Source organism: Natroniella sp. ANB-PHB2 (assembly GCF_046097105.1).
Lineage (GTDB): Bacteria > Bacillota > Halanaerobiia > Halobacteroidales > Halobacteroidaceae > Natroniella.
Genome location: NZ_CP175562.1, coordinates 362,903 through 387,422, shown reverse-complemented (window position 1 = coordinate 387,422; position 24,520 = coordinate 362,903). Strand labels below are relative to the sequence as shown.

The 24,520-nt window shown below is 37.5% G+C and carries 18 protein-coding genes, 3 rRNA genes and 2 other annotated features; of the genes, 2 read left to right on the top strand and 19 right to left on the bottom strand.

All coding sequences use genetic code 11. The features are described from left to right. Position 1: 1 nt before the first annotated feature. The 13 genes from rrf to ACKF5P_RS01930 form a co-directional block, all read right to left on the bottom strand. A 5S ribosomal RNA gene (rrf, locus tag ACKF5P_RS01990) occupies positions 2-118 on the bottom strand. A 252-nt stretch (positions 119-370) separates the two neighbouring features. Continuing rightward, positions 371-3,330, bottom strand: a 23S ribosomal RNA gene (locus ACKF5P_RS01985). A gap of 186 nt (positions 3,331-3,516) precedes the next feature. Further along, positions 3,517-5,041: ribosomal RNA gene (locus ACKF5P_RS01980) — 16S ribosomal RNA — on the bottom strand. Together the 16S, 23S and 5S rRNA genes form the textbook arrangement of a ribosomal RNA operon. Positions 5,042-5,519: 478 nt before the next feature. Continuing rightward, complete coding sequence (gene pheT / locus ACKF5P_RS01975; protein ID WP_408955836.1) at positions 5,520-7,919, bottom strand: phenylalanine--tRNA ligase subunit beta; 2,400 nt, start codon at positions 7,917-7,919, stop codon at positions 5,520-5,522. Positions 7,920-8,038: 119 nt separating this feature from the next. Then, a complete protein-coding gene (pheS, locus tag ACKF5P_RS01970; protein WP_408955835.1) occupies positions 8,039-9,058 on the bottom strand; it encodes a phenylalanine--tRNA ligase subunit alpha in 1,020 nt (339 codons plus the stop codon). A 70-nt stretch (positions 9,059-9,128) separates the two neighbouring features. Beyond that, positions 9,129-9,405: a binding site (T-box leader), on the bottom strand. Between the two features lie 55 nt (positions 9,406-9,460). Then, entirely contained in the window at positions 9,461-10,255 is a 795-nt protein-coding gene (locus tag ACKF5P_RS01965) for a TrmH family RNA methyltransferase (RefSeq protein WP_408955834.1), read from the bottom strand. A gap of 102 nt (positions 10,256-10,357) precedes the next feature. Then, positions 10,358-10,711 carry a 50S ribosomal protein L20 gene (gene rplT, locus ACKF5P_RS01960; RefSeq protein ID WP_408955833.1) on the bottom strand — a complete coding sequence of 118 codons (354 nt, stop codon included), beginning with the start codon at positions 10,709-10,711 and terminating at the stop codon, positions 10,358-10,360. 29 nt (positions 10,712-10,740) lie between these two features. Beyond that, on the bottom strand, positions 10,741-10,938 hold the full coding sequence (gene rpmI, locus ACKF5P_RS01955) for a 50S ribosomal protein L35 (protein WP_408955832.1): 198 nt from the start codon (positions 10,936-10,938) through the stop codon (positions 10,741-10,743). 52 nt (positions 10,939-10,990) lie between these two features. Then, positions 10,991-11,563, bottom strand: coding sequence for a translation initiation factor IF-3 (gene infC / locus ACKF5P_RS01950; RefSeq protein ID WP_408955831.1), 573 nt, complete (start codon positions 11,561-11,563; stop codon positions 10,991-10,993). 172 nt (positions 11,564-11,735) lie between these two features. Next, on the bottom strand, positions 11,736-13,649 hold the full coding sequence (gene thrS / locus ACKF5P_RS01945; RefSeq protein WP_408955830.1) for a threonine--tRNA ligase: 1,914 nt from the start codon (positions 13,647-13,649) through the stop codon (positions 11,736-11,738). Positions 13,650-13,945: 296 nt separating this feature from the next. Further along, positions 13,946-14,173: a binding site (T-box leader), on the bottom strand. A gap of 54 nt (positions 14,174-14,227) precedes the next feature. Beyond that, positions 14,228-14,827, bottom strand: coding sequence for a DUF445 domain-containing protein (locus ACKF5P_RS01940; RefSeq protein WP_408955829.1), 600 nt, complete (start codon positions 14,825-14,827; stop codon positions 14,228-14,230). 70 nt (positions 14,828-14,897) lie between these two features. Then, complete coding sequence (gene ytxC, locus ACKF5P_RS01935; RefSeq protein WP_408955828.1) at positions 14,898-15,791, bottom strand: sporulation protein YtxC; 894 nt, start codon at positions 15,789-15,791, stop codon at positions 14,898-14,900. 575 nt (positions 15,792-16,366) lie between these two features. Beyond that, positions 16,367-18,334: a methyl-accepting chemotaxis protein gene (locus tag ACKF5P_RS01930; protein ID WP_408955827.1), complete on the bottom strand. Its 1,968-nt coding sequence runs from the start codon at positions 18,332-18,334 to the stop codon at positions 16,367-16,369. Positions 18,335-18,761: 427 nt separating this feature from the next. Between ACKF5P_RS01930 and ACKF5P_RS01925 the strand changes: the two genes are divergently transcribed. Both ACKF5P_RS01925 and ACKF5P_RS01920 read left to right on the top strand, forming a co-directional pair. Beyond that, on the top strand, positions 18,762-19,061 hold the full coding sequence (locus ACKF5P_RS01925) for a transposase (protein ID WP_408955826.1): 300 nt from the start codon (positions 18,762-18,764) through the stop codon (positions 19,059-19,061). Continuing rightward, a complete protein-coding gene (locus tag ACKF5P_RS01920) occupies positions 19,049-19,984 on the top strand; it encodes an IS3 family transposase (RefSeq protein WP_408955825.1) in 936 nt (311 codons plus the stop codon). Before ACKF5P_RS01925 ends, ACKF5P_RS01920 begins: the two co-directional genes overlap by 13 nt. Before the next feature lie 658 nt (positions 19,985-20,642). On the opposite strand, the gene ACKF5P_RS01915 is transcribed toward ACKF5P_RS01920, so the two are convergent. The 6 genes from ACKF5P_RS01915 to ACKF5P_RS01890 all read right to left on the bottom strand — a co-directional run bounded on the left by ACKF5P_RS01915 (position 20,643) and on the right by ACKF5P_RS01890 (position 24,485). Then, on the bottom strand, positions 20,643-21,017 hold the full coding sequence (locus ACKF5P_RS01915) for a hypothetical protein (RefSeq protein WP_408955824.1): 375 nt from the start codon (positions 21,015-21,017) through the stop codon (positions 20,643-20,645). Positions 21,018-21,140: 123 nt separating this feature from the next. Further along, positions 21,141-21,668: an N-acetylmuramoyl-L-alanine amidase gene (locus tag ACKF5P_RS01910; protein ID WP_408955823.1), complete on the bottom strand. Its 528-nt coding sequence runs from the start codon at positions 21,666-21,668 to the stop codon at positions 21,141-21,143. Positions 21,669-21,760: 92 nt separating this feature from the next. Then, complete coding sequence (locus tag ACKF5P_RS01905; RefSeq protein ID WP_408955822.1) at positions 21,761-22,165, bottom strand: holin family protein; 405 nt, start codon at positions 22,163-22,165, stop codon at positions 21,761-21,763. Between the two features lie 35 nt (positions 22,166-22,200). After that, positions 22,201-22,710 (bottom strand): head-tail connector protein, encoded by a 510-nt coding sequence (locus ACKF5P_RS01900; RefSeq protein WP_408955821.1) that lies wholly within the window; start codon positions 22,708-22,710, stop codon positions 22,201-22,203. Positions 22,711-22,755: 45 nt separating this feature from the next. Then, positions 22,756-23,148: a hypothetical protein gene (locus ACKF5P_RS01895; protein WP_408955820.1), complete on the bottom strand. Its 393-nt coding sequence runs from the start codon at positions 23,146-23,148 to the stop codon at positions 22,756-22,758. 122 nt (positions 23,149-23,270) lie between these two features. Continuing rightward, the gene (locus ACKF5P_RS01890) at positions 23,271-24,485 is read right to left on the bottom strand and encodes a phage major capsid protein (RefSeq protein WP_408955819.1); all 1,215 of its coding nucleotides are present in this window, start codon (positions 24,483-24,485) and stop codon (positions 23,271-23,273) included. Positions 24,486-24,520: the final 35 nt, after the last annotated feature.

Sequence of the window (24,520 nt, the reverse complement as noted above, 5' to 3'; positions counted from 1 at the left end):
ATTCTGGCAGTGACCTACGCTCCCACAAGGCTGCCCCTGCAGTACCATCGGCGCTGGAGGACTTAACTGCTGTGTTCGAAATGGAAACAGGTGTTACCCCTCCGCAATTACCACCAGAATCTTATTCAATTAATAATTAATATCTAATATTGAATAATTAAGTTCTTCAAGTGCTTTTGACTTTAATTATTAACTATTCAATATTCAATGCTTATTTTAAGCTTGTCTCAATTCAACAATTAATATCTTAACATTTTCATTCTTCTTTGTCAAGAACTTTTTAATAAATAAATTTCTAAGTTCTTTAACTATTCAACATTCAGTATTAAATGCTTTATTATACATTCAAAACTGCACAATAGATATATTCTAGATTAAGCCCTCGATCTATTAGTACCAGTCAGCTGAAGATGTTGCCACCCTTATACCTCTGGCCTATCTACCTGATAGTCTATCAGGGATCTTACTAGATTCACTCTATGGGATATCTTATCTCAAGGTCAGCTTCACGCTTAGATGCTTTCAGCGTTTATCAAATCCGTACTTAGCTACCCAGCAATGCCTTTGGTAGACAACTGGTACACCAGAGGTACGTCCATCCCGGTCCTCTCGTACTAGGGACAGCTCCCTTCAAATATCCTACGCCCACGACGGATAGGGACCGAACTGTCTCACGACGTTCTGAACCCAGCTCGCGTACCGCTTTAATTGGCGAACAGCCAAACCCTTGGAACCTGCTTCAGCTCCAGGATGCGACGAGCCGACATCGAGGTGCCAAACCTCCCCGTCGATGTGAACTCTTGGGGGAGATAAGCCTGTTATCCCCGGGGTAACTTTTATCCGTTGAGCGACGGCAATTCCATGCTCTACCGTCGGATCACTAAGCCCTACTTTCGTACCTGCTCGAGTTGTAGCTCTTGCAGTCAAGCTCCCTTCTGCCTTTACACTCTACGTGCGATTTCCGACCGCACTGAGGGAACCTTGGGGCGACTCCGTTACTCTTTAGGAGTCGACCGCCCCAGTCAAACTGCCCATCTGAAACTGTCCCAACACTGGATTACAGTGCATGGTTAGAATTCCGGCACATTAAGAGTGGTATCCCACTTAAGGCTCCTTCGACACTAGCGTGCCGAGTTCATTGCCTCCCACTTATGCTGTACATAATGTACCAAAATCCAATATCAGACTACAGTAAAGCTCCACGGGGTCTTTCCGTCCTGTCGCGGGTAACCTGCATCTTCACAGGTAATACAATTTCACCGAGACCTTCGTTGAGACAGTGCCCAAGTCGTTGCGCCATTCGTGCAGGTCGGAACTTACCCGACAAGGAATTTCGCTACCTTAGGACCGTTATAGTTACGGCCGCCGTTTACTGGGGCTTAAGTTCTGCGCTTCAGCTTATGCCTAACACTTCCCCTTGACCTTCCAGCACCGGGCAGGCGTCAGCCCCTATACATCGACTTACGTCTTAGCAGAGACCTGTGTTTTTGGTAAACAGTCGCTTGGGCCTGGTTATTGCAACCTCTTCGAGCATACACCCTAATGAGGTACCCCTTCTCCCGAAGTTACGGGGTTATTTTGCCGAGTTCCTTAACGAAGGTTCTCTCGCGCGCCTTAGAATACTCTTCTAGTCTATCTGTGTCAATTTGCGGTACGGTTACCTCTTATCTGGTTAGAGATTTTTCTTGGCAGTGTAAAGTCAACTACTTCGCCTCCGTAGAGACTCCTGGTCACACCTTAAAGTTAATGACGACCCGGATTTACCTAAGTCATCCTTCTTAATGTTTCAACCTGACATACCGTTGCCAGGCTAGCCTATCTTCCTGCGTCATCCCATCACTCATAGTGATAAGGAGGTAGCATTGGAATTTTAACCAATTTTCCATCGCCTACGCCTTTCGGCCTCGGCTTAGGATCCGGCTTACCCTGAGCGGACGAGCCTTCCTCAGGAAACCTTAGACTTACAGCGAATAGGATTCTCACCTATTTTATCGTTACTCATACCGACATTATCTCTTCTATACTGTCCACAGCTCCTTCCGGTACTGCTTCAACCTATATAGAATGCTCCTCTACCATTGGTTATACCAATCCGTAGTTTCGGTGATGGACTTTAGCCCCGTACATTTTCAGCGCAAGATCACTCGACCAGTGAGCTATTACGCACTCTTTAAATGAATGGCTGCTTCTAAGCCAACATCCTGGTTGTCTATGCAATCTCACATCCTTTACCACTTAGTCCATACTTTGGGACCTTAACTGACGGTCTGGGTTGTTTCCCTCTCGACTATGAAGCTTATCCCACATAGTCTGACTCCCAAGCTTAATAAGATGGCGTTTGGAGTTTGACTGGATTCAGTAACTCTATAAAGCCCTTAGTCCAATCAGTGCTCTACCGCCAAATTATAACACTTGAGGCTAGCCCTAAAGCTATTTCGAGGAGAACCAGCTATCTCCGAGTTCGATTGGCCTTTCACCCCTATCCACAACTCATCCCATGGCTTTTCAACGCCAATGCAGTTCGGACCTCCACACGTTCTTACACGTGCTTCATCCTGGTCATGGATAGATCACTCGGTTTCGGGTCTATGACCTGCAACTTTCGCCTTTTAAGACTCGCTTTCGCTACGGCTTCACCTTCTTTGGCTTAACCTTTCGCTACAGATCATAACTCGTCGGTTCGTTATGCAAAAAGCACGCCATCAGACTTTAACGTCCTCTGACTGCTTGTAGGCACACGGTTTCAGATTCTATTTCACTCCCCTCCCGGGGTTCTTTTCATCTTTCCCTCACGGTACTGGTTCACTATCGGTTGTCAGGAAGTATTTAGCCTTAGGAGATGGTCCTCCTTGCTTCCCACGAGGTTTCTCGTGTCTCATGGTACTCAGGATACTATCTAGTCAACTCCAATTTTCACCTACAGGGCTATTACCTTCTGTGGCGTAGCTTTCCAGCTACTTCGATTAACTGAAGCTTATCCTATGACCTTTTTATGGTAAGGTCTGATAGTCCTACTACCCTGTAATAGCAATGCCCATAAGCTTGACACTATTACAGTTTGGGCTGTTCCCCTTTCGCTCGCCGCTACTTAGGGAATCGCTTTTGCTTTCTCTTCCTCGGGTTACTAAGATGTTTCAATTCACCCGGTTCCCTTCTTAAGGCTATTTATTAACCTTAAGATGATATGGGATTATCCATACCTGGTGCTCCTATTAGGACATCCTTGAGTCATCACTTGTTTGCAGCTCATCAAGGCTTTTCGCAGCTTGCCACGTCCGTCTTCGGCTCCTGACACCTAGGCATCCACCGTGCGCCCTTACTAACTTAATCTAGACGCACTATCTATTGTGCAGTTTTCAAAGTACAAATTTTAAATCTGAGGCTGAGTTTAAGTTTTAGTCAAGACAAGAACTAAGTTCTTACTTAGCCTTAAACTTGAACTTAGACTTAGTTTCAGTCTCTCAAAACTAAACAATGCAAGTTCCAACTACGACTAGAGTTGAAATAACTCCTTAGAAAGGAGGTGATCCAGCTGCACCTTCCGGTACGGCTACCTTGTTACGACTTCACCCCCCTTACCAGGCACACCTTCGGCGTCCTTAGACGACTTCTGGTGCCCCCAACTCGGGTGGTGTGACGGGCGGTGTGTACAAGGCCCGGGAACGTATTCACCGTGGCATTCTGATCCACGATTACTAGCGACTCCAGCTTCATGCAGGCGAGTTGCAGCCTGCAATCCGAACTGAGATCTGCTTTTCAGGATTTGCTAAACCTTGCGGTATCGCTTCCTTCTGTACAGACCATTGTAGCACGTGTGTAGCCCAGAACATAAGGGGCATGATGACTTGACGTCATCCCCACCTTCCTCCGCGTTTTTCCGCGGCAGTCTCCTTAGAGTCCCCACCTTGACGTGCTGGCAACTAAGGACAGGGGTTGCGCTCGTTGCGGGACTTAACCCAACATCTCACGACACGAGCTGACGACAGCCATGCACCACCTGTCTTCGTGTAGTCCAAAGGACTATACCCTGCTTTCACAGGTAGTCACGGGATGTCAAGTTCTGGTAAGGTTCTTCGCGTTGCTTCGAATTAAACCACATGCTCCGCCGCTTGTGCGGGCCCCCGTCAATTCCTTTGAGTTTCAACCTTGCGGTCGTAATCCCCAGGCGGGATACTTAATGCGTTAACTCCGGCACCGAGGGGGTCGAACCCCCAACACCTAGTATCCAGCGTTTACGGCTAGGACTACCGGGGTATCTAATCCCGTTTGCTCCCCTAGCTTTCGTACCTCAGCGTCAGGTATAAGATAGAAAGTTGCCTTCGCCATTGATGTTCTTCCTAATATCTACGTATTTCACCACTACACTAGGAATTCCACTTTCTTCCCTTATCCTCAAGTCTAGTAGTTTCAAAGGCAGTTCACCGATTGAGTCGGTGGATTTCACCTCTGACTTACTAGACCGCCTGCGTACCCTTTACGCCCAATGATTCCGGACAACGCTTGCCCTCTACGTATTACCGCGGCTGCTGGCACGTAGTTAGCCAGGGCTTCCTTTAAAGGTACCGTCAACCCTAACTGTTATTCACAATTAAAGTATTCTTCCCTAAAGACAGAGCTTTACGATCCGAAGACCTTCTTCACTCACGCGGCGTTGCTCCGTCAGACTTTCGTCCATTGCGGAAGATTCCCCACTGCAGCCTCCCGTAGGAGTCTGGGCCGTGTCTCAGTCCCAGTGTGGCCGATCACCCTCTCAGGTCGGCTACCCATTGTTGCCTTGGTGAGCTGTTATCTCACCAACTAGCTAATGGGACGCGGGCCAATCTTTAAGTGATAGCATAAAAGCCATCTTTGCTCCGAAAGGAGTTTATCCGGTATTAGCTTCCTTTTCAAGAAGTTATCCCAGTCTTAAAGGTATGTTCCCACGCGTTACTCACCCGTCCGCCGCTTTACTCACTACCCGAAGGTAGCTTTCTCGCTCGACTTGCATGTGTTAAGCACGCCGCCAGCGTTCGTCCTGAGCCAGGATCAAACTCTCAATTAAAGTTTATATCATGTGCAAAAGCACATTGATTACGAGTTTGACTAGCTCTTCTTGCTTAGTTGAAACATTGCATTGTTTAGTTTTCAAAGACCGAATTGCTTGTTCAATTTTTCTGTCACTTTCTCAAGCGACAATTAATATAATATCAAATTCACTCTTGTCTGTCAAGAACTTTTCTGAAATCTTTTTTGTCGCTGATCTTTTTTTGCGACAACATCGAGTAGTATATCACTCTACTTCAAGCTTGTCAAGAAAAAATCAAAACTTTTCTCCCTTGACCAGCACAACTAATAATTTAACATATTAGATCAAACTTGTCAAGAAAAGATTAAATTTCTATATCTCTTGTAAGCGACAATTAATAGAATAACATTTGTATTCTAGAATGTCAAGTATAAATTCAAAAAAGTTAGCGGTTGGGCTAAATAACAACTTATTATCCCAACCGTCTTAACCTTTAAATTATGTTCTTAATTAATTATTGTCTAATTTTAGCTCCTAGTCTTTGATCTAACTCTTCTTCTATCTTAGCTTGAACTTGATTAACTTCTTTATCAGTTAAAGTTCTTGTTGGCACTCGATAATTTAAGGAGTAAGCTAAGCTTTTATGTCCAACTGGAACCTGCTCACCTTGATACAAATCAAATAGTTCAATTGACTCTAATATCTGATCTCCGATCTCTAAAATAACATCCTTGATTTCTTGGTTAGTAACTTTCTCTTCAACAACTAAAGCAATATCCCTTGTTAAGGCTGGATATTTAGGGAGCTGATTATATTGCCTAACATCAGTTGCTGCTTTAACAATAGTTGAAAAATCTAACTCAAAGACTGTAACCGGCTGGCTTAAACCATAGTTATCAAGCACTTCAGGATGTATTTCTCCAAAATATCCTAACATCTTACCACCAACCTCTAATTTTGCCGTTCTACCTGGATGCAAGCTTGGATGTTTAGCTGATACAAAATCAAACTGCTCAATACCTAGACTAGAAAAGTATTCTTCCAAAATCCCTTTTAAATAAAAGAACCCAGCAGCATCTAAGTTCCAATCATCAATTAAATCTTCTTTCATTAATGCAGCTGTTAGTTTTAACTTTTCTAGTGGCAACTCCTGCTCAACTGTTGGCATAAATACTTTGCCTAACTCAAAAATACTTACTTCTTCAACTTTACGATTGAAATTAAGAAGGAGGTTTTCTAATAAACCAGGAAGTAAAGTAGTCCTTAATACTGAATAGTCTTGGCTGAGTGGGTTACCTAGTTCTACTACCTCACGTAATTGACTACCTTTTGGCAAATTAATTTGATCAAAAGCAGCTTGACTAATAAAGGAATAATTCTGCACTTCAAAAAGGCCTAAATCAGCTAAAATATCTCTTGTTCTATCTTCAACCTTTTGGGGCCAACTCTTTTTCCCTTGGATAATCCCCCCTACTGGTTTAGTTGGTTCTATTTGATCATAACCATAGCTTCTTGCAATCTCCTCTATTAAATCAACCTCTTGATTAATGTCAACTCGATAGGTTGGTACTTTAACATTTAATTCTTCTTTCCCTTTGACTATGAAATTTAATTTCTCTAGTAAATTTTTAACTTCTTCAGATCTTAACTCAACTCCTAGTAACTTTCTTACTCTTTCTAAGTTTAGAGGCAGCACTTCTTTTTTAACTTCTTCTGGATAAACATCTATCACTCCATTAACCACTTGACCACCACTGATTTGAGTGATCAATTCCGTTGCTCGCTCTAAAGCAAAAACAGCTAAGTTTATATCTACCCCTCTTTCAAATCGATGTGAAGCATCACTATGAATTCCTAGCTTTTTAGCAGTACTCCTTACTAACCCTGGATCAAAATTTGCGCTTTCTAAAAAGATAGTCGTCGTCTGCTGATCAACCTCACTATTTAATCCACCCATTACTCCTGCTAAACAGATCGGTTTTTGAGCATCAGCAATTACTAACATTTCCTTATCTAACTCTCTTTGCTTATCATCTAAGGTAACCAATTCTTCCCCAGAATTAGCCTTTCTAACTATGATCTTTTGTTCAGCTATCTGTTCGTAATCAAAAGCATGTAATGGTTGACCTAACTCCATCAAAACAAAGTTAGTCACATCAACTATATTATTAACCGGTTTAACCCCTACTGCTTCCAATCGTTTCTTTAACCACAAAGGAGAATCTTTAACCTCAACTCCAGTAATAACTCGTCCAGCATAACGTGGTGCTAGTTTATTATCTGCAACTTCTACCTTAATCCAATCTTCAACCTGCTCTTCGATCTCTTCCACTTCAACTTCTGGCATCTTTACTTCAGTTCCTGCTAAGGCTGCTACCTCCCTAGCTACTCCAACCATACTCAAGCAATGAGCATAATTAGGAGTTAAATCTAATTCAATAATAATATCATCTAACTCTAACTCATCAACAAGATTACTTCCCACTTCAACATCATCAGGTAAAATAAAGAGACCATCTACTCCATCATCATCTAAATTTAATTCATCGGTAGAACACATCATCCCACAAGATCTTACTCCTCTTAATTCAACCTCTTTAATCTCCATTCCATCAGGCATGACCGTCTCTACCGGGGCAACAGGAACCTTATCTCCTACCTCCATATTAGTTGCTCCACAAACAATCTGCAACTCTTCTTGTTGAGCAATATCAACCTTACAAACCGATAATTTATCTGCATTTTCATGCTCCGCTAACTCTTTAATTTCACCTACTACTATATCTGCAATCTCTTCCCCTTGATAATCTATACCATCTACTTCTAAACCAGCCAAAGTCAACTTATGGGCCAACTCCTCTGGCGTATAATCAAAATCAACGTATTCTTGTAACCAACTATATGAAACCTTCATCTTAATCCTCCCCTACATTATGTAATTTAATCTGTGCTATATTAAGGTTTTAGACTCCCTTCAAGTACTGTGGACTTTCCGTGGTCGATATCTTCACCATAAAGAATATGATATCCTTCCTAAAATTGCTTCAAAAACCTCAAATCATTATCATAAAGTAATCTAATATCATCAATGCCATACTTCAACATCGCAATCCTTTCTACTCCCATCCCAAAAGCAAATCCACTATACTCTTTAGAATCTACACCAGACATCTCTAAAACATTAGGATGTACCAGACCAGACCCTAAAATTTCTAACCACCCTGTTCCTGAACAGAGCTTACAGCCACCCCCATCACATTTAGCACAAGAAATATCAACCTCAGCACTTGGTTCAGTAAACGGAAAATAACTCGGTCTAAACCTAACCTCTCGGTCTGCTCCAAATAACTCTTTGCTCAATCGAATCAAAGTCTCTTTTAAGTGAGCAAAAGAGATATCTCGATCAATCATCAACCCTTCTACCTGATGGAAGACTGGCGTATGAGTAGCATCAATCTCATCTGAACGATAAACCCGCCCCGGGGCAATAATTCTGATTGGTGGCTCTTGATCTTCTATTGTCCTAACCTGCACTGAAGAGGTATGAGTTCGTAATAACCGATCCCCTTCAATATAAAAAGTATCTTGCATATCACGAGCAGGATGGTTAGCTGGGAAATTCAAAGCTTCAAAGTTATAATAATCTGCTTCTACCTCTGGCCCTTCAGCAATCTGAAAACCTAATCCCAAAAAGATCTCTTTGATCTCATCAAAGACTAAAGTCAAAGGGTGCTTTCTAGCTACTCCCTGCTTTTGACCTGGTAAAGTAACATCAATAGTTTCCGCAGCCAACTGCTTATTTTTAGCTACTTCTTTTAACCTTTCTTCCTGCTCAATTATTAAATTAACTATTTTTCCCTTTACTTGATTAGCTAACTTTCCAACTATCGGCCTCATTTCAGGGGCCAAATCTCCCATCCCCCTTAAAATCTCTGTTACTGCTCCCTTCTTACCTAGATAACTGACCCGTAAATCTTCTAATTGTTCTAACGAGTCAACCTTCTCAATTGCAGAAGTTGCCTGTTGTTCAATCTCTCTTAATTTATCCTCCATCATAACTCCTCCTTAATCTAAATTTAAATAATTATTCTTCCCAAATAAAAAAATCCATCACTTTCTTCCAACCAAGGACGAAAGACAATGGACTATCTCCGCGGTACCACCTTAATTAATCTATCAAATAATCATTAACCACTCTAACTAGTTAATAACCAATTGATAAATTATCTCTAACTTCTGATAACGGCAGAAGACCGATCCAACCTACTTTATAGCTTTGCTATATTTCAGCTAATAACTCCAGAGGGAATTTCATCTAGTTTTAGTGAAGATACTTTCAGCTTAAAATACCTTCTCTCTCTAAAAAGACTAGATTACTTGAACTCCTTCAACGCCTTAAGCTTAATTTACTTTGCCTTGCATTATATCATAATTTCCTATCCTTGACAAGTCAAATTAACCCAACCGCTGCCTTACAGCCTCATAAATAATTATCCCTGTTGCCATTGCTACATTGAGTGATTCTGCTCCACCTGTTAAGGGAATTTTGATCTTTTTATCTGCACCAACCAATAATTCTTCTCGCGGGCCAACTCCCTCATTACCAACAATAATAGCAATTGCTTGATTATAATCAACCTCAAAATGATAATCTTCTCCATCAACATCAGCTACAACCAAACTAATTTGCTCTTCTTTCAGACACTTTAGTAACTCATCTAAATCATTCTCCTTTAAGATAGGAACTCTAAACAAGGAACCCATCGTTGCTCGAATCGTCTTTTGATTATATAGACTGACCGTTCCTTTAGTCATAATAATTCCATCAACACCTGCTGCATCTGCAGTTCTAATAATCGTTCCTAGGTTACCAGGATCTTGTACTCGATCTACAATTAAGATTAATCGATCAGAACCACTTAAAATTTGGGTCTCATAATTGACCTTATTAGCAATTGCTAAAACCCCTTGAGGAGAAACTGTATCGGCTATCTGTTGTAATAAATCATCTGTTAATTTAACCAGTTCAATCTGGCTCTCCTCTAGCCTATCTAACAAACGGCGACCTCTCCTGTTTCTTGATAAGTAATCTGAGTAAAAAATAGCTTCCAGTCTTACTTGCTCTTCTAACGCCTCTTCTATAATCTTAACACCTTCTAGTACAAATTTATCTTCCTTACGTCGATACTTTTTTTGATATAATGACCTTAAATATTTAACTTTATTATTTGTAAAGCTTGATATCTCCACTAGATAACTCCTTTCTTATACCAATTTCTTTTAGCATTCCCTTAATTAATAAAAGTAAACATAAAAAGAGCCTAAAGCACCAGCTTTAAGCTCTTTTAGTTACTATAAGTTTTCCTGAGCTAACTCAACCAATTCAGCAAAACTATCTTGATCATTTACTGCTAAATCCGCTAACATCTTTCGGTTAATATCAACATCAGCTTGCTTTAATCCATGAATAAACCTACTATAAGACATACCTTCTTGTCTAGCTGCTGCATTGATTCTTGTAATCCATAACTTTCTAAAATCTCTCTTTTTTTGTCTTCTATCTCGATAAGCATAATGTAAGGACTTCATTACCTGCTCAGTAGCTGGCCGATATAACTTACTTTTAGCTCCGAAATATCCTTTCGCTAACTTTAATACTTTCTTTCTTCTCTTACGTCTTTTGTTTCCTCGTTTAACCCGTGGCATTTAGATATCCTCCTTTTCTGCTTTTGTATTTATTCATATGGTAATAATTTTTCAACTCTTTTTTGATTACCTTCATCAACTAATGCATCTTTATTAAGCTTTCTCTTTCTATTACCACTCTTTTTTGTCATCAAGTGGCTTCTATATGCTTTTTTACGCTTGAATTTACCGCGACCTGTCTTCTTAACTCTCTTTTTCATACCTTTGTGCGTCTTCATCTTCCCCATAAATAAATCCTCCTCTCGTTGTGATTAATTACTAGATTATATGTTCCATAAATTACTTATCACTCTTAGGAGTTATGAACATAATCATATTTCTACCTTCCATACTTGGCTTACTTGAAACTCGCCCAAGTTCTTTAACCTCTTCTGCTAATTTATCCATTAATTCGTAGCCAAGCTGTTTATGAGTAATTTCTCTACCCCGGAAACGAATTCTGACCTTAACTTTATCTTTATTATTAAGAAAACGTTTAGCCATATCAACTTTAACATTAAAATCATGCTCTTCAATTTTAACGCTCATTTGAACCTCTTTAGTCTTCATCACATTTTGGTTCTTTTTGGCTTCTTTAGCCTTCTTAGCCTGCTCATATTTATACTTTCCATAGTCCATAATTTTACAAACAGGTGGTTTAGCATTAGGAGCTACCTGAACTAAATCCAAACCTTTCTCCCTAGCAATGCTTATCCCTTTCTTTAATGGCATAATTCCAACTTGTTCTCCTTCATTATCGACAACTCTAATCTCTCGAGCACGAATCCGATCATTGATCTTCAAATCAGTACTAATTTTATATACACCTCCTGAGAATTTTAAAAGAAAAACAGATGGTCTAGAGTAGACCATCCGCTAAATTGACACATCAAAACATAGATCCCCTAGGGAATCTATACTTGATAACATATTAACCCAAAGCTCACTGACTTTAGGTGAGAAGCGGATAACTTCTACTTTATTATTCTTAAGTAGTATATCACATCTATATTGAGACGTCAAGCATAGAATCAACTACTTTTTCCTATAATTTATTTTCTATTTTTTTCAACAAATCATCTTTAAATTCGCCAAGCTTAACTGCTCCTAAATCTCCCTCACGCCGTTCTCTAACGGATACCGTACCTGCTTCTACTTCATCATCTCCAACAATTAACATATAAGGAATCTGTTGTACTTGTGCTTCTCGAATCTTATATCCTACCTTTTCTTGGCGACTATCTACTTCAACTCTAACTCCTATTGCCTCTAACTCTTCCTTGACTTGATAAGCATAATCAAGCTGAGCATCAGTTATTGGAATTACTTCAGCTTGTATAGGGGCCAACCAAACTGGAAAAGCTCCAGCATAGTGCTCAATCAAGATTCCCATAAATCTTTCTAAACTACCCAATATAGCACGATGGATCATTACTGGACGATGTTCTTCTCCATCTTGACCGATATAAGTTAAATCAAAACGTTCTGGCATCTGGAAGTCCAACTGAATAGTCCCACACTGCCAACTACGCCCTAAACAATCCTCTAAATGAAAATCGATCTTTGGCCCATAAAATGCCCCATCACCTTCATTGACTTCATAATCTAAATCATTAGCAATAATTGCCTCCTTTAAGGCACTAGTAGCCTGTTCCCACAACTTATCAGAACCCATTGCTTTATCTGGTTTAGTACTCAACTCTACATTATACTTAAATCCAAAAGCACTGTAAATATTATCAACCAGCTTAATAACTCCACTCAACTCATCTTCAATCTGCTCTGGCAAACAATAAATATGAGCATCATCTTGGGTAAAGTTTCTAACACGCATCAATCCATGCAAAGTTCCAGAACGTTCATGACGGTGTACAAGCCCTAATTCTCCCAACCTAATCGGCAAATCACGATAACTACGCATTCTATCTTTATAAACTAATATTCCACCTGGACAGTTCATAGGTTTAACAGCATAATCTTGCTCATCAATTTCAGTAAAGTACATATCATCACGATAATGATCCCAGTGACCAGACTGCTCCCACAGTTTTTGGTTCAAGATAATCGGTGTCTTAATCTCTTCGTAACCTGCTTTGCGATGCTCTTCCTTCCAAAAATCTATCAATTGATTTCTAACAACCATTCCTTTTGGATGGAAGAATGGAAACCCTGGCCCTTCTTCATGTAAGCTAAATAGATCTAATTTTTGACCTAATTTACGGTGGTCTCGCTTTTTAGCTTCTTCTAAGCGATGAATATGCTCTTCTAGATCAGATTTCTTAGTAAATGCAGTAGCATAAATTCTTTGTAACATTTGATTATTCTCATCACCTCGCCAATAAGCACCTGCCACATTCAATAATTTAAAAGCATTAGTCTTTAACATCTTAGTACTAGGTAGGTGCGGACCACGACAGAGATCGATAAACTCGCCTTGTTGATAGAAGCTGACTACCTCATCTTCCATTCCTTCAACCAACTCTAGCTTATAATCCATTCCTAATTTCTTCATTTTTGCAATCGCTTCTGTTTTAGAAAGCTCAACTCTTTCTATTTCATAACCTTCTTTAATAATCTCTTTCATCTCCGCTTCAATTTTCTCAAAATCATCCTCTGACAATCTCTCTTCTAGATCAAAATCATAATAGAAGCCATCATCAATCGTTGGCCCGATTGCTAATTGAACATCATCAAATAATCTAACAACTGCTTGGGCCAAAATATGGGCAGCAGTATGGCGATAAATATCCAATCCCTCTTCAGAATCAATTGTAATGATCTCTAACTCCACATCTTCTTTAATTTGATAAGCTAAATCAACTTTTTGACCATTAGCCTTACCTGCTATCGAAGCCCTTCCTAATCCTGAGCCAATATCAAAAGCTATCTCTTTAATTGTAACTCCTTGTTGATACTTTCTACTCGAACCATCTGGTAATGTAACCTTAACTTTACTCATTAGTAAACCTCCCTTTTATAATTTACAATGTTAATAAACAATTATAAAATAAAACTCATTTGATATAATGTGTCAGTTTCTGTGACTGTGGTCTGTCAAAATCAAGCCCTTTAACCCCTTAAACATAAAGGTTTTGAACTTAATTTTTTACTGACACAGATCCTACGAATCTTACAAATCAAGCCTCTTCGTGAAAACCATATCTACGGACACTAACACAATATTGTAATTAATTCCACCTTTTAATCTACAATTACTAATTACTGTTACCTAAATAAAAAAGCCCCCATCTCTACTTTAGAGACGAAGGGTTCGCGGTTCCACTCTAATTTAAACCTATATGTAAGATATAAATTTAATCTCAGCTAAAAATAACGGATTATTAACCGGATCACCCTACTAATTTCAGGGATCAACTCCGAGGTGGTTTTCAGTCAATCATCTTTAAGGGACTTCCAGCTTTATAATCCCTCTTCTCTAGTAAAGATAAAACTTAACTTACTCTTCCTCATCATAGTTTTTATCATATTGATTTACTTAAAATTATAATTACAAACAACTACAATGTCAAGAAAAAATTAAAGATTAATTACTATTAAAGCTTGTCCTACTCCAACAATAAACCCTAAAACTCCACCTAAAACCTCTATATGCTTCAACTCTTTGGCTGCAATCTTTAAAACCAACTCCTCTAACTCCTCCATCTCAAAAGAACTTACTCGACTTTCAACTAATTGAGCCACATCAGTTTCATTTATCATTCTATCCCTTATTTTTTCCAAAAAGCGATCAATTTCAGGGTCCAAATCTTCTTGAACCATCTTTTTTAAGAAATCAATAATCATTGTTTGAAGGTTTTCAGGAATAAATGGTGGAATCCTTTCTTTAGCTTTTTTATCTACCACTTCTAAGATCTTCTCTTTAATGTCATCCTTAACTTCTAAACCTGCCAACTCCTTTTCTAATTCTTCTTTAGGCAATAGCTCTTGTTCTACAATCTCCCCAATCTTTTTAGCTAATTCCGTACTTCTTTTAGGTAATAACCCCTGTATTTTAAATCCAAGTACAGGAATCTCTACTGGCTCATAAGGCCTAAAGATCAATTTAATAGCCAACAGATTAGTAATCCAACCAATTATTGCTCCTATCACCGGTAAAAACCATAGTCTTAAAAACATAGAAACTCCCCTCAATTATCATATTTAAATCAACTTTATTATATAATCTTCCGCTAAATTTGACAAGGGGTTATTCTAACTCATTCAAACTATCTATTTCACAATACTTACATCCCATGCAGATACAAACTCGTTCAGTAAAAATCCCTTCTATTGTTTCTACTATCTCAACAGGTTCTTTAAAATGCAAAACAATTTCTTGAGGAGCTAAAGTAATTAAAGCACTAATTAATAGATCTTGATACTCTAAATCTTGCTCCATTAAACCCAATAATTCATCATCTAAGTAATTATTTTTGACTACTGTACCAAATTGATTTAAGAATTTAAATTTATTTTGCTCAGTTTTAACTATATTTATTAGTTCAATTTTAGATTCTTGACTTTCAATAAAGTGCTTTAATAAATAAACAAACTCTTCATACTCCCTTTCTAAAGCTAAATCATTGACAGCCTGGTCAACTGCTAGTTGTAGTTCATCTATATACTCTCTTAACCTAAACCGTACAAACCCTTCTAATATAATTAGGTTTTTATCTGCTAAATAATCAACTATCTCCAGTAGAATTCTATTTTTTCTTTGAATTTGAGAAATTATTGCCCCATCATCTTTACTCTCTAAGTAGTTTAACCTATCACTGGCCAATTCTATCAGTTTAGCCTTATCTTCTAATGTAAAATAACGATAATTAGCCTTTAAAACCTTATGTAATAAATCCTCTTCAAACCGATTGATAATAAGATCAGATAAGATATTAGCTATATATTCCCTAAAGATAGCTACTTCATCCTCAAATTTATCATTTTCTACAACTAACTCACAGTTAAAAAAGGAAACGTCTCCCTTTTTTCCTTCATCTATTTTAATTATTGTACCGTCTTCTTTCAAAATTTCAACTTCAAACAACAACCTTTCCCGCAAAAAGTTACTATGATTTTTCGTTTCAATCCTGATCAAAGACATTTAACCACTCCTTAACTTTAAGTTAATACTCTTCCTATAAATTTTCTCAGACTTTCCATAATAAAATTGCTAAGTTCACTTTACTATAATAACTTTTAGCGGATATCTAAATCAATTATCACTGTATTTAAATTGATAATTAAGTTTAAAATAACAAAAACATCAATATAAAAAACTATAACTCAAATCTATAATAGTATATGTTAGACTTATTTTTTATATTCTTTTCAAAAAGGTTAAAACTGAAGAAACCACTTGCTATCAAAGAATTTTAAAACTAAAAAAAGCCTGCCTAATGACAGCGCTTCACCCTTATTTATCATTAATTAATTTAGTTAACATAAGTACTATAAACCAGCTAAACTCTACAAATAAAAGTATGGAATATTCCAGCTAAAATAAAAATTTTAGATAAGAAATTATTAAAATCCAAGCTATAAGCTGCTCAAAAAAATTAATCTTCCAACAGATAAATTATTCTTAAGATAATTTTGAGCTATAACCTGGATTCTATGAAAAAATCAAGTTCAACTTATATACAATATGTATGTTAAATTAACTTAGATAAATCAAATTTATATTTTAAATTGTTCTATTAAACCTTGTAATCTTTGAGCCATTTGTGCTAATTCCTGTGATGAATTAGAAATCTCATCAGACATACTTCTTATATTATCTGTTGCATTTGTTATCTGATCACTATTTTGGGCCAAATTATTAGTTGCACTTGCAGTTTGTTCTATTTGACTTGATGTTTCCTCCACTGAATTTTTAATTTCATCAAATAATTCTCCAGTTTCTTTAGCAACTTTCCGACCTTTTTTAGCTTTCATATCTACATCTTTAACTTTATTAATCCCTTCTCTCGATTGACTCTGAGTCTTATTCACTAAGTTAGCAATTTTATCTGTTGCTTCAGCAGTTTCACTTGCTAACTGTCTTATTTCTTCTGCTACCACAGCAAAACCTTTTCCGTATTCACCAGCCCTAGCTGCTTCTATTGCTGCATTTAGAGCTAATAAATTAGTCTGCTCTGCTATATTTGTAATCATCTCAACAATCTGCCCTATTTCTTGCGATGTATTATCTAAATTGTTGATTACCTTTACTGTTTCTTCAACAACTTCATTAATTTCTTTAATACTATTTACCGTATCTTTGATATTTTGATCACCTACATCAGCTTGAGAGTTTGCTTCCTCAGAAAAACTTGCAACTTCTTCTGCACTGGCTGATATTTGCTGAATCCCTGCTGACATATCATCTATTAAAGCATTGGTTGTCTCTACAGTAGCATTTCCTTCCTCTGCTGATGCAGATAATTCCTCACTATAAGAAGAGATATCCTCTACACTTTCTAATAAAGATTCAATTATCTCTTTTAAATTGTTAATCATCTGGTTAAAAGAATTAGCTAATACACCTATCTCATCTTTTTTATTTATTAATTCACTATCTACTGTTACCTTAAGATCATTATTAGCTATTCGTTGACTTAAGTCGGTTAAACTATTAAGCGGATTAACAATTACGTTGTTAATTAAAGCTAAACTTACTACTGAAGATATAATCAAAGCTAAAATAACAATAACAATATTTCTATTTCGCAACCTATCAACAGCAGACATAATCTCTGCATGATCTATCTTAGTTAAAACGGCCCACTCTTGACTCATTATATCTACCGGAGTATATGCACTAATAACTTCTTCTCCACGATAATCAGTTGCTAAATCAACTCCACTCTCTCCAGCTAAAGCCCTTTCAACTGAATCCATTCTAACCTCAAGTTCTAAAACAGTACTACTCAGCCCCTCGATATCAAAGCGAGAATCAGAACGCATTAAATAGTCAGTTCCAACTAAATAGCTTTCACCTGTATCACCCATACCTGTACTTTCTTGCATAATAGCATTTATCTCATCAATTTCAGTTTCAACAGCAATAACACCCAATAACTCACCAGTATCATCATTTTCAATTGGAGCTGCAAGATGGGAAGTTGGATTTCCATTAACTTCGTATACCGCAAAGTCAGTCAAATAAGCCTCTTCTCTTCCTTTTCGATAAGCCTCAGCTAAAGTTGTATCTCTATACCTACCTTCCTCTAAATTAGTTCCTAAATCAGCCTCTTTTTCAACAGAAAAGACTATATTCCCTTCAAGGTCGATTAAAAACAAATCATAAAATCCCATTTCTCTACTGTAATCCTTAAAGTCATTACCATACTGCTCTTCAACTTTTTGATAGTCTAAACTACCTAACCCTTCCTTAAAAGCATCAGCAAATAATAAAATAGAATCCTCTGCTAATGATAAACCAGCTATTATTTCCATGTTTCTAATAAAATCTCCAAAATAATCTTCTATTTGATGTCGTTTTAAATCTCTAATTGCCGTTATTCTCATTTCTGCTTCATTCATTAATTCTTGTGAAGACTGTCGGTAACTCATCAACCCACTTGCACCTAAAGCAAGTAATAAAATCAAAATAAAAACAATACTAAACTTAAATCCCAAACTTAAATCTTTTATCTTCTTCATACTCTCCTCCTTCTTTATTTATTATTATTATTACTACAACTTCATTCATATAACCAAATGTAAAATATTAACATCCAGTTCAGAAGTGCCATAGAGTTTACTTAAAAGGGGTTATTCTATCTTTAGCTTAAAATGAACCTGATTTATTGTAGTTTTTTACCCATTTATGAATACTAGATCTAGCAATATTTATTCTTTTATTATTTCACTTGGTTTTTTAACATTATTAACTAATACAACATATCTTTTTGCCATGATATACCTCCAGTTTAGTTTGATTTTATTATATCATGTCCGAGAAATAACTGTACAATTTATTATAACCTATCCACTCCTACAATGCAAAGAAAAGCTATTGTTACGCCCCCTATTGCTTTTGGACAAGAAGTTAGTTAACACTTATAATAATTAATAGGGGGAGATAATTATGCCTAAAGGTTCTACTTATGATAATGAATTCAAAATGGAAGTAGTGCTTGAAGTACTAAAAGGTAATAAACCTTCTGATGTTGCTGAGAAATATGGTGTAAGTCGCAATTCAATTTATGCTTGGAAAAACCAATTTCTTGATGGTGGACTTAAAAACCTTGGTAATAAAAATCAAATTGAATCTCAAAAAGATGTTGAACTCCAAGAAAGAGAACAACAAATTGATGAGATGAAAAAGATTATTGGTGAACAAAAAGTTCAACTAGAAATCCTCAAAAAAAAGCCTTGGCAGGATTAAATATCACAGATAAAATAAAGCTCGTTAATCACTTAAAGAGTGAATATAAAATTACAGAACTCTGTAAGGCTTTTAATTTATCTAGGAGCACTTATTATTACAGACAAAATAATAAAATTGAAGATAAAAGATCTCAAAACAAATCGCTTTATTCAGGCTATCCAGCTTATGATAGAAAGGGCAATAAAGTACCTGAAAAAGAAATTGTTGAGCTTGTAAAAGAATACTGTGATAAATATTCTTTTGCAGGCTACAGAATGATAACAGATCGTTTAAGGTTTAGCGAGGGTCTAAAGGTTAACTATAAGCGTATTTATCGCATAATGGATGTTCTTGATTTGCTGCAAGATAGAATTACTCCTAAACCAAATAATTATAAATTAAAGCAAAAGCATGAATTAACTGGACCAGACCAGTTATGGGAGATGGATATGGTTCAGATGTATATAGATGAGAGTGGACGCTGGGTTTATATGTTTGATATTATCGATGTTTATACTAGAGAAATAGTAGGTCATAATGTAAGCCTTAGATGTCGTACTAAGGAAGCACTTAAAGCTTTAAAAGAAGCAGTAAATTCACGCGATATTGTTAACTTAACTTTAAGAACTGATAATGGTACACAGTTTAGGAGTAGAGAGTTTCAAAAATACATTACAGAGCTAGGTATTGATCATGAAAGAATTGCTGTTAATACTCCTGAGGAAAACTCTCATATTAAGAGCTTTCATGGCACCTTAAAACGAGAAGAAGTCTATCAAAAGCACTATCATAATATTTTACATTGTAAAGGTTCTATAAAAGAATTTATTAATGAATACAACCATAATCGGCCACATTCAAGTATAGCAAGTGTTCCACCAGCTTATTATCAAAAACAATTGGTTAATAACTTAATCGATGGTGTTAAAGTGATAGCATAAGAATCAATGAGTAAATTAGAGCAATTTTCTGTTAGAAAAGCATAGTCTTTTCTTGTCCAAAATATTAGGGGCAAGGTCACTATCCAACATCTTAAAGATGGTTTGAAGAAATAATATTTTCAAATCCTTTTCAGCAGTTTTTCGGCAAGACCCTCTACAAATAAAAAAAGACCCGTTCCACCAAAAGCCTCTAAAGCCTTGGTATAACTAGGTTTATGATTGGTGGGAATAAGCGGGCTCGAACCACTGACCTCTACGATGTCAATTTTCTACTGCTGTTTTTTGTAGGCGTGTTGAGTAATATTATTACTATCAACACGCCTATTTAAAGTTTTTTCGTTATATTGCTTATGTTAGTTTTCATTTTGTTATTGTGAGATTATTGCGTAATTATTGCGAGATTATTGTGGAACTAAAAATATATTAAACCTAATTATTATAATGTAAGGTCCCCCATTAGATTAGACACATAGCTTACAATTTTTTCTCTCGTTTTCGTACTCTTCTATGCTTTTATACTAACACCATAAGCTATAAAACCTTTAAAATATTTTTTAAAAAATAAAACAGGGTGTAAGCTAAGTAAACCCCTAGAATATATATTATCAATTTTTCTTCCAATTTTATTCTTAAGTAATCTTCACTATCCCCTGCTCACCTAAAACTCCCTACTATACCTAATCCTATATTCCTCATCATCCCTATCCAACCTCAAACCTTCCTCCCTCCTAACTTTAGCCTTCAACCTATTCTCAACCTTCTGTCTATCCTCACCATCAACCTTGTACCCAGCCTCATCCAGTTGGGCCAACACCCCACTCACCAAATCATTAATAGTATTCAGCGAATCATTCTCAGGAAACTCCAACAAAATACCATCAATCGCATCATCCACCTCAGCCAAAATCACAGCACCCTTCCGAAAATAAGGATCCAACCCAGGCTTCCACTTAACTAATACAACAATCAACAAACTTAACAACGACAACCAGCCAATCAAACTCCCTACCAGATCAATAACAACACCAAACATAACAATCACCCCATTCTAATTTATAAACTTCTATTATCTAATTTTCTGCCCTCTCTTTATATTTTTTGAATTTCTTAAGCCTTTTAATTGTCAATTTTGTGTTAGGACATTGTTCATTGTAAATTATTTTTTTAATCCTCTATCTCTTATCCCTTTTACTATAGCTAACGCTAACTTCAACTGATAATCAGACGAATTAAGCATCTTTTCTTCATACTCATTAGTTATAAACCCAATCTCCACCAACACAGCAGGACACTTAGTTCTTCTCAATACATACAGATTATCACTTGACTTAACAGACCTATCCACCTCCTTAGTAGCGTCAATCAAACTCCCCTGAATAGCCCGGGCCAACGCCTCACCCTTCTCACTCCCTTTATAATAGAAGGTCTCAATCCCCTGTACCGAAGGGTTAGGTGCTCCATTACAATGAATAGAAATAAATATATCATCCTTGTTAGACTCCACCCTTTCAGCCCAGATAGGAAGATAATCATCATCCCTAGTCAACCTTACTTCATAACCCAAATGCCTCAACAAAAAACCAACCACCTTAGCCAACTTTAAAGTAATATCCTTCTCACAAGAAAACTGACCTAGTGCTCCAACATCACTACCACCATGTCCAGCATCTATGATGATTTTCATTTAATCTCCCCTTAAATTCAATTGTAAAGAACTCTTTATTCTAATTCTTTTATTAATGTAAGTTCGCGATTAATTAATCTTTTGACTTTGACCTATTTTTGTTTTTCTATCTGCTTTAACGATTTCCTAAGAAACTCTGGAATCGGCACCCCAGCTTGGCCCAAATTCTCCAAAGCACTAATCCCTTCCTTGGAGATATAGAACCAGATCGCCATCTGCCTAACCATTCCACCACTTCCTAATACCCCATCAACCAAATGACCAATAGCCACAGTAAAGAACAGACCAACCTTCCTCGCAATTCCTTCTCGACCAACATTACTATCCAACTCCTTCAAAACAAAAGCAGATAGCAGCCCTGTAATATAATCAAGGGCCACCATCCACACCAAAACCTCCAAAGTCCGATCATAGCCACCCAAGCCATAACTTACAAAAGCCCCCAACACTCCCATGCCATAATGAAAATAATCTTGTAACTTATCTAATTTAATCACCAACTTCCGTTTAAGAGATAGTTGAACCTTTACTCTTAATACGCTATTGTTCTATAACTACTAAGCAACTCCTTAAACCCTTTTGGAACCTTAGTTACCTCGCTTCTATTATTGTACCAATAAGCAACTAACAACTTAATCACTTGCTTAATATCATCCGGCACATCCTCCGGGCCAACGCCAAAACCAGCCCTATAATCTACATAGATATATGAACCAGGTAACCTTTCTCCCTCAATCTTAAACCCTAGCAACCCATACTCCTCTGCTTCCCACAACATCTCTTGCCCATCCTCCAAGCACCTAGCTTCAATAATCTCTATCACAGGACGCTTAAGCAGGATCAAAGGCAGTTTAGCCTTAAAAAACAACTGCCTCCATCTTTGAGTAATCAACACCCTCCCCGTCATATTCTCCACAGCACTACTAGCAGCCTTAATATAAGAATGGAGTAACGAATCCTCACTATTATTATCAATCCCTAAATGCTCCTTAACCTGAGCTACACTTACCGCAGTAACCTCCGAACCCTCCAACAACTCCAAAGACACATACTCCTCTCCTTTCTATATTTTAATTGTACATTGTTTTTAACTAGCCCTTACCCCTTTGATCTCTTTAATAACATCTTCTTTACTCATACCTAGCAACTCACTAAACCCTTTCTTTAACAGCTGCTCACTAACTTCCTTAATCAACTCACCCTTGTTCAATCCACTAAATCCACTCATCTCCAACAGCTTCGCTACCTCTTCTAAATCTGCCACCTTAAACTTCTTCCCATCCAATAACTCTTCAGAATCATCAATTTCCTTGTTATCTTCCTTTATCTCACTCGGGCCAACAGCCTTATCCTCTATCTCAACAGCCAACTTCCTCCGCTTAAGAACCTTGGCCCTTCTTTCACTAGTCTCAAACTCACTCCCTCTAATAACAAAACCCTCAACACCTTTAAAAGTGCTAAGGGCCCTCATTCTAACCATAATAATCCCACCTCTGTTTTCTTTAATCGATCTATACTTGCCCTTGAACTTTAATTCTTAATTGCTCTTAATTAGTGTCTATTAATGTTGATTAGTAGTTCCAAAGCCCTTGCTCTTTATGACTATGAATCTGTTGGTTTGTTATCTAATAAAACATGAACAAAACTCTCAGGCAACATAGTAGTCAACGCCACCCTCTCATTAGCCATCAAAGCCGACATATTCCTAATCCCAAAGTCAGCATGCTGATCCAAGACCTTAATAAAGGCATCCTGTCTATCCCAGAGGATCGCCCCCATTCCCCAAGCCCCTAAAGCAACTTCTCCGGGATTAATCTGAATCGTCTCTACTACAGGAACGGACCAGGTCCTTTTCTGACCTCCCTCAGTCACCTGCACCCAGATATAATGACCATCAGAGCCCTTAAGTAGCTCTATCTCCTCCCAATCACTAGGATTAACCACAACTCCAGTTACAGGAAACCCTGTCATTCGAGCAATGGTAATAGCCCTTCTTAAAGCATCAATCTTAGTATCCCCACTCTGCCCCTCAGACCACTTATACTGTTGACGATCTGGATCAGTCAAAATCCCTTGTAGGTTAGGACTGGTACCATCACCATATAAGATCTGCCTTTCATCCTCCTGCTTAAGACCATAAATCAAACGGTTATCAATATAACCCCTCAACTGCTTAGCATCATCCAGAGCCTGGTTAGGTACAGGTATATAGTGAGAGATATCCCTTACATTAACCGATTCCTTAGTAAACTCAATACTCGATTCTGGAGCAGGACTACCTACACCTATAGCACTAGCGTTATTGGTATAACCAACCTCCCTAACATACTCAATCGAGTTACTATCTGTCGTCTGCACATTGAGTAAATCCCTAATACTCAACTCCTGCTCTGGAGGCATAATGATATTAGGTATCCTCGTAGACCTTGGAATATCCCCTTCACCGGTTAACTCCTTCCTTCCCATAGAAAAGAGCCCTTTAAAATGAACAGGATCAGAGCTGTCTAGATTAGACTTTCTCATCCTTTGATAAGAATCCGAATCGACAAAGGCTTGACCAAAACTCTTAACCTCTTTTTGACTAGCAAAGCCCAAGTTTGGTCGGCTCATCTTCTTCTCCAGTTCATTGGCGCGGGATTCTAACTCCTTCATCTCACCACCGATCTCCTTAATTTGGCCCTCAACCTTGGCTATAGAATCCGCCGTCTTAGTAGTAGTCTCACCAAACTCCCTAATCTCCTGCTCCTGTTGATCTAATAATTTTTGTAAATTACCTGTTACACTATCAAACTTCTTACTTAACTCTTTTAATTCCATATTTAATTACCTCCTATTAATTTAGTTAAAAACCA

Coding starts and splice junctions, on each gene's coding strand:
- pheT (WP_408955836.1), bottom strand. CDS start 7,919: ATGAAGGTTTCATATAGTTGGTTACAAGAATACGTTGATTTTGATTAT.
- pheS (WP_408955835.1), bottom strand. CDS start 9,058: ATGGAGGATAAATTAAGAGAGATTGAACAACAGGCAACTTCTGCAATT.
- rplT (WP_408955833.1), bottom strand. CDS start 10,711: ATGCCACGGGTTAAACGAGGAAACAAAAGACGTAAGAGAAGAAAGAAA.
- rpmI (WP_408955832.1), bottom strand. CDS start 10,938: ATGGGGAAGATGAAGACGCACAAAGGTATGAAAAAGAGAGTTAAGAAG.
- infC (WP_408955831.1), bottom strand. CDS start 11,563: ATGGTCTACTCTAGACCATCTGTTTTTCTTTTAAAATTCTCAGGAGGT.
- thrS (WP_408955830.1), bottom strand. CDS start 13,649: ATGAGTAAAGTTAAGGTTACATTACCAGATGGTTCGAGTAGAAAGTAT.
- ACKF5P_RS01940 (WP_408955829.1), bottom strand. CDS start 14,827: ATGTTTTTAAGACTATGGTTTTTACCGGTGATAGGAGCAATAATTGGT.
- ytxC (WP_408955828.1), bottom strand. CDS start 15,791: ATGTCTTTGATCAGGATTGAAACGAAAAATCATAGTAACTTTTTGCGG.
- ACKF5P_RS01930 (WP_408955827.1), bottom strand. CDS start 18,334: ATGAAGAAGATAAAAGATTTAAGTTTGGGATTTAAGTTTAGTATTGTT.
- ACKF5P_RS01925 (WP_408955826.1), top strand. CDS start 18,762: ATGCCTAAAGGTTCTACTTATGATAATGAATTCAAAATGGAAGTAGTG.
- ACKF5P_RS01915 (WP_408955824.1), bottom strand. CDS start 21,017: ATGTTTGGTGTTGTTATTGATCTGGTAGGGAGTTTGATTGGCTGGTTG.
- ACKF5P_RS01910 (WP_408955823.1), bottom strand. CDS start 21,668: ATGAAAATCATCATAGATGCTGGACATGGTGGTAGTGATGTTGGAGCA.
- ACKF5P_RS01895 (WP_408955820.1), bottom strand. CDS start 23,148: ATGGTTAGAATGAGGGCCCTTAGCACTTTTAAAGGTGTTGAGGGTTTT.
- ACKF5P_RS01890 (WP_408955819.1), bottom strand. CDS start 24,485: ATGGAATTAAAAGAGTTAAGTAAGAAGTTTGATAGTGTAACAGGTAAT.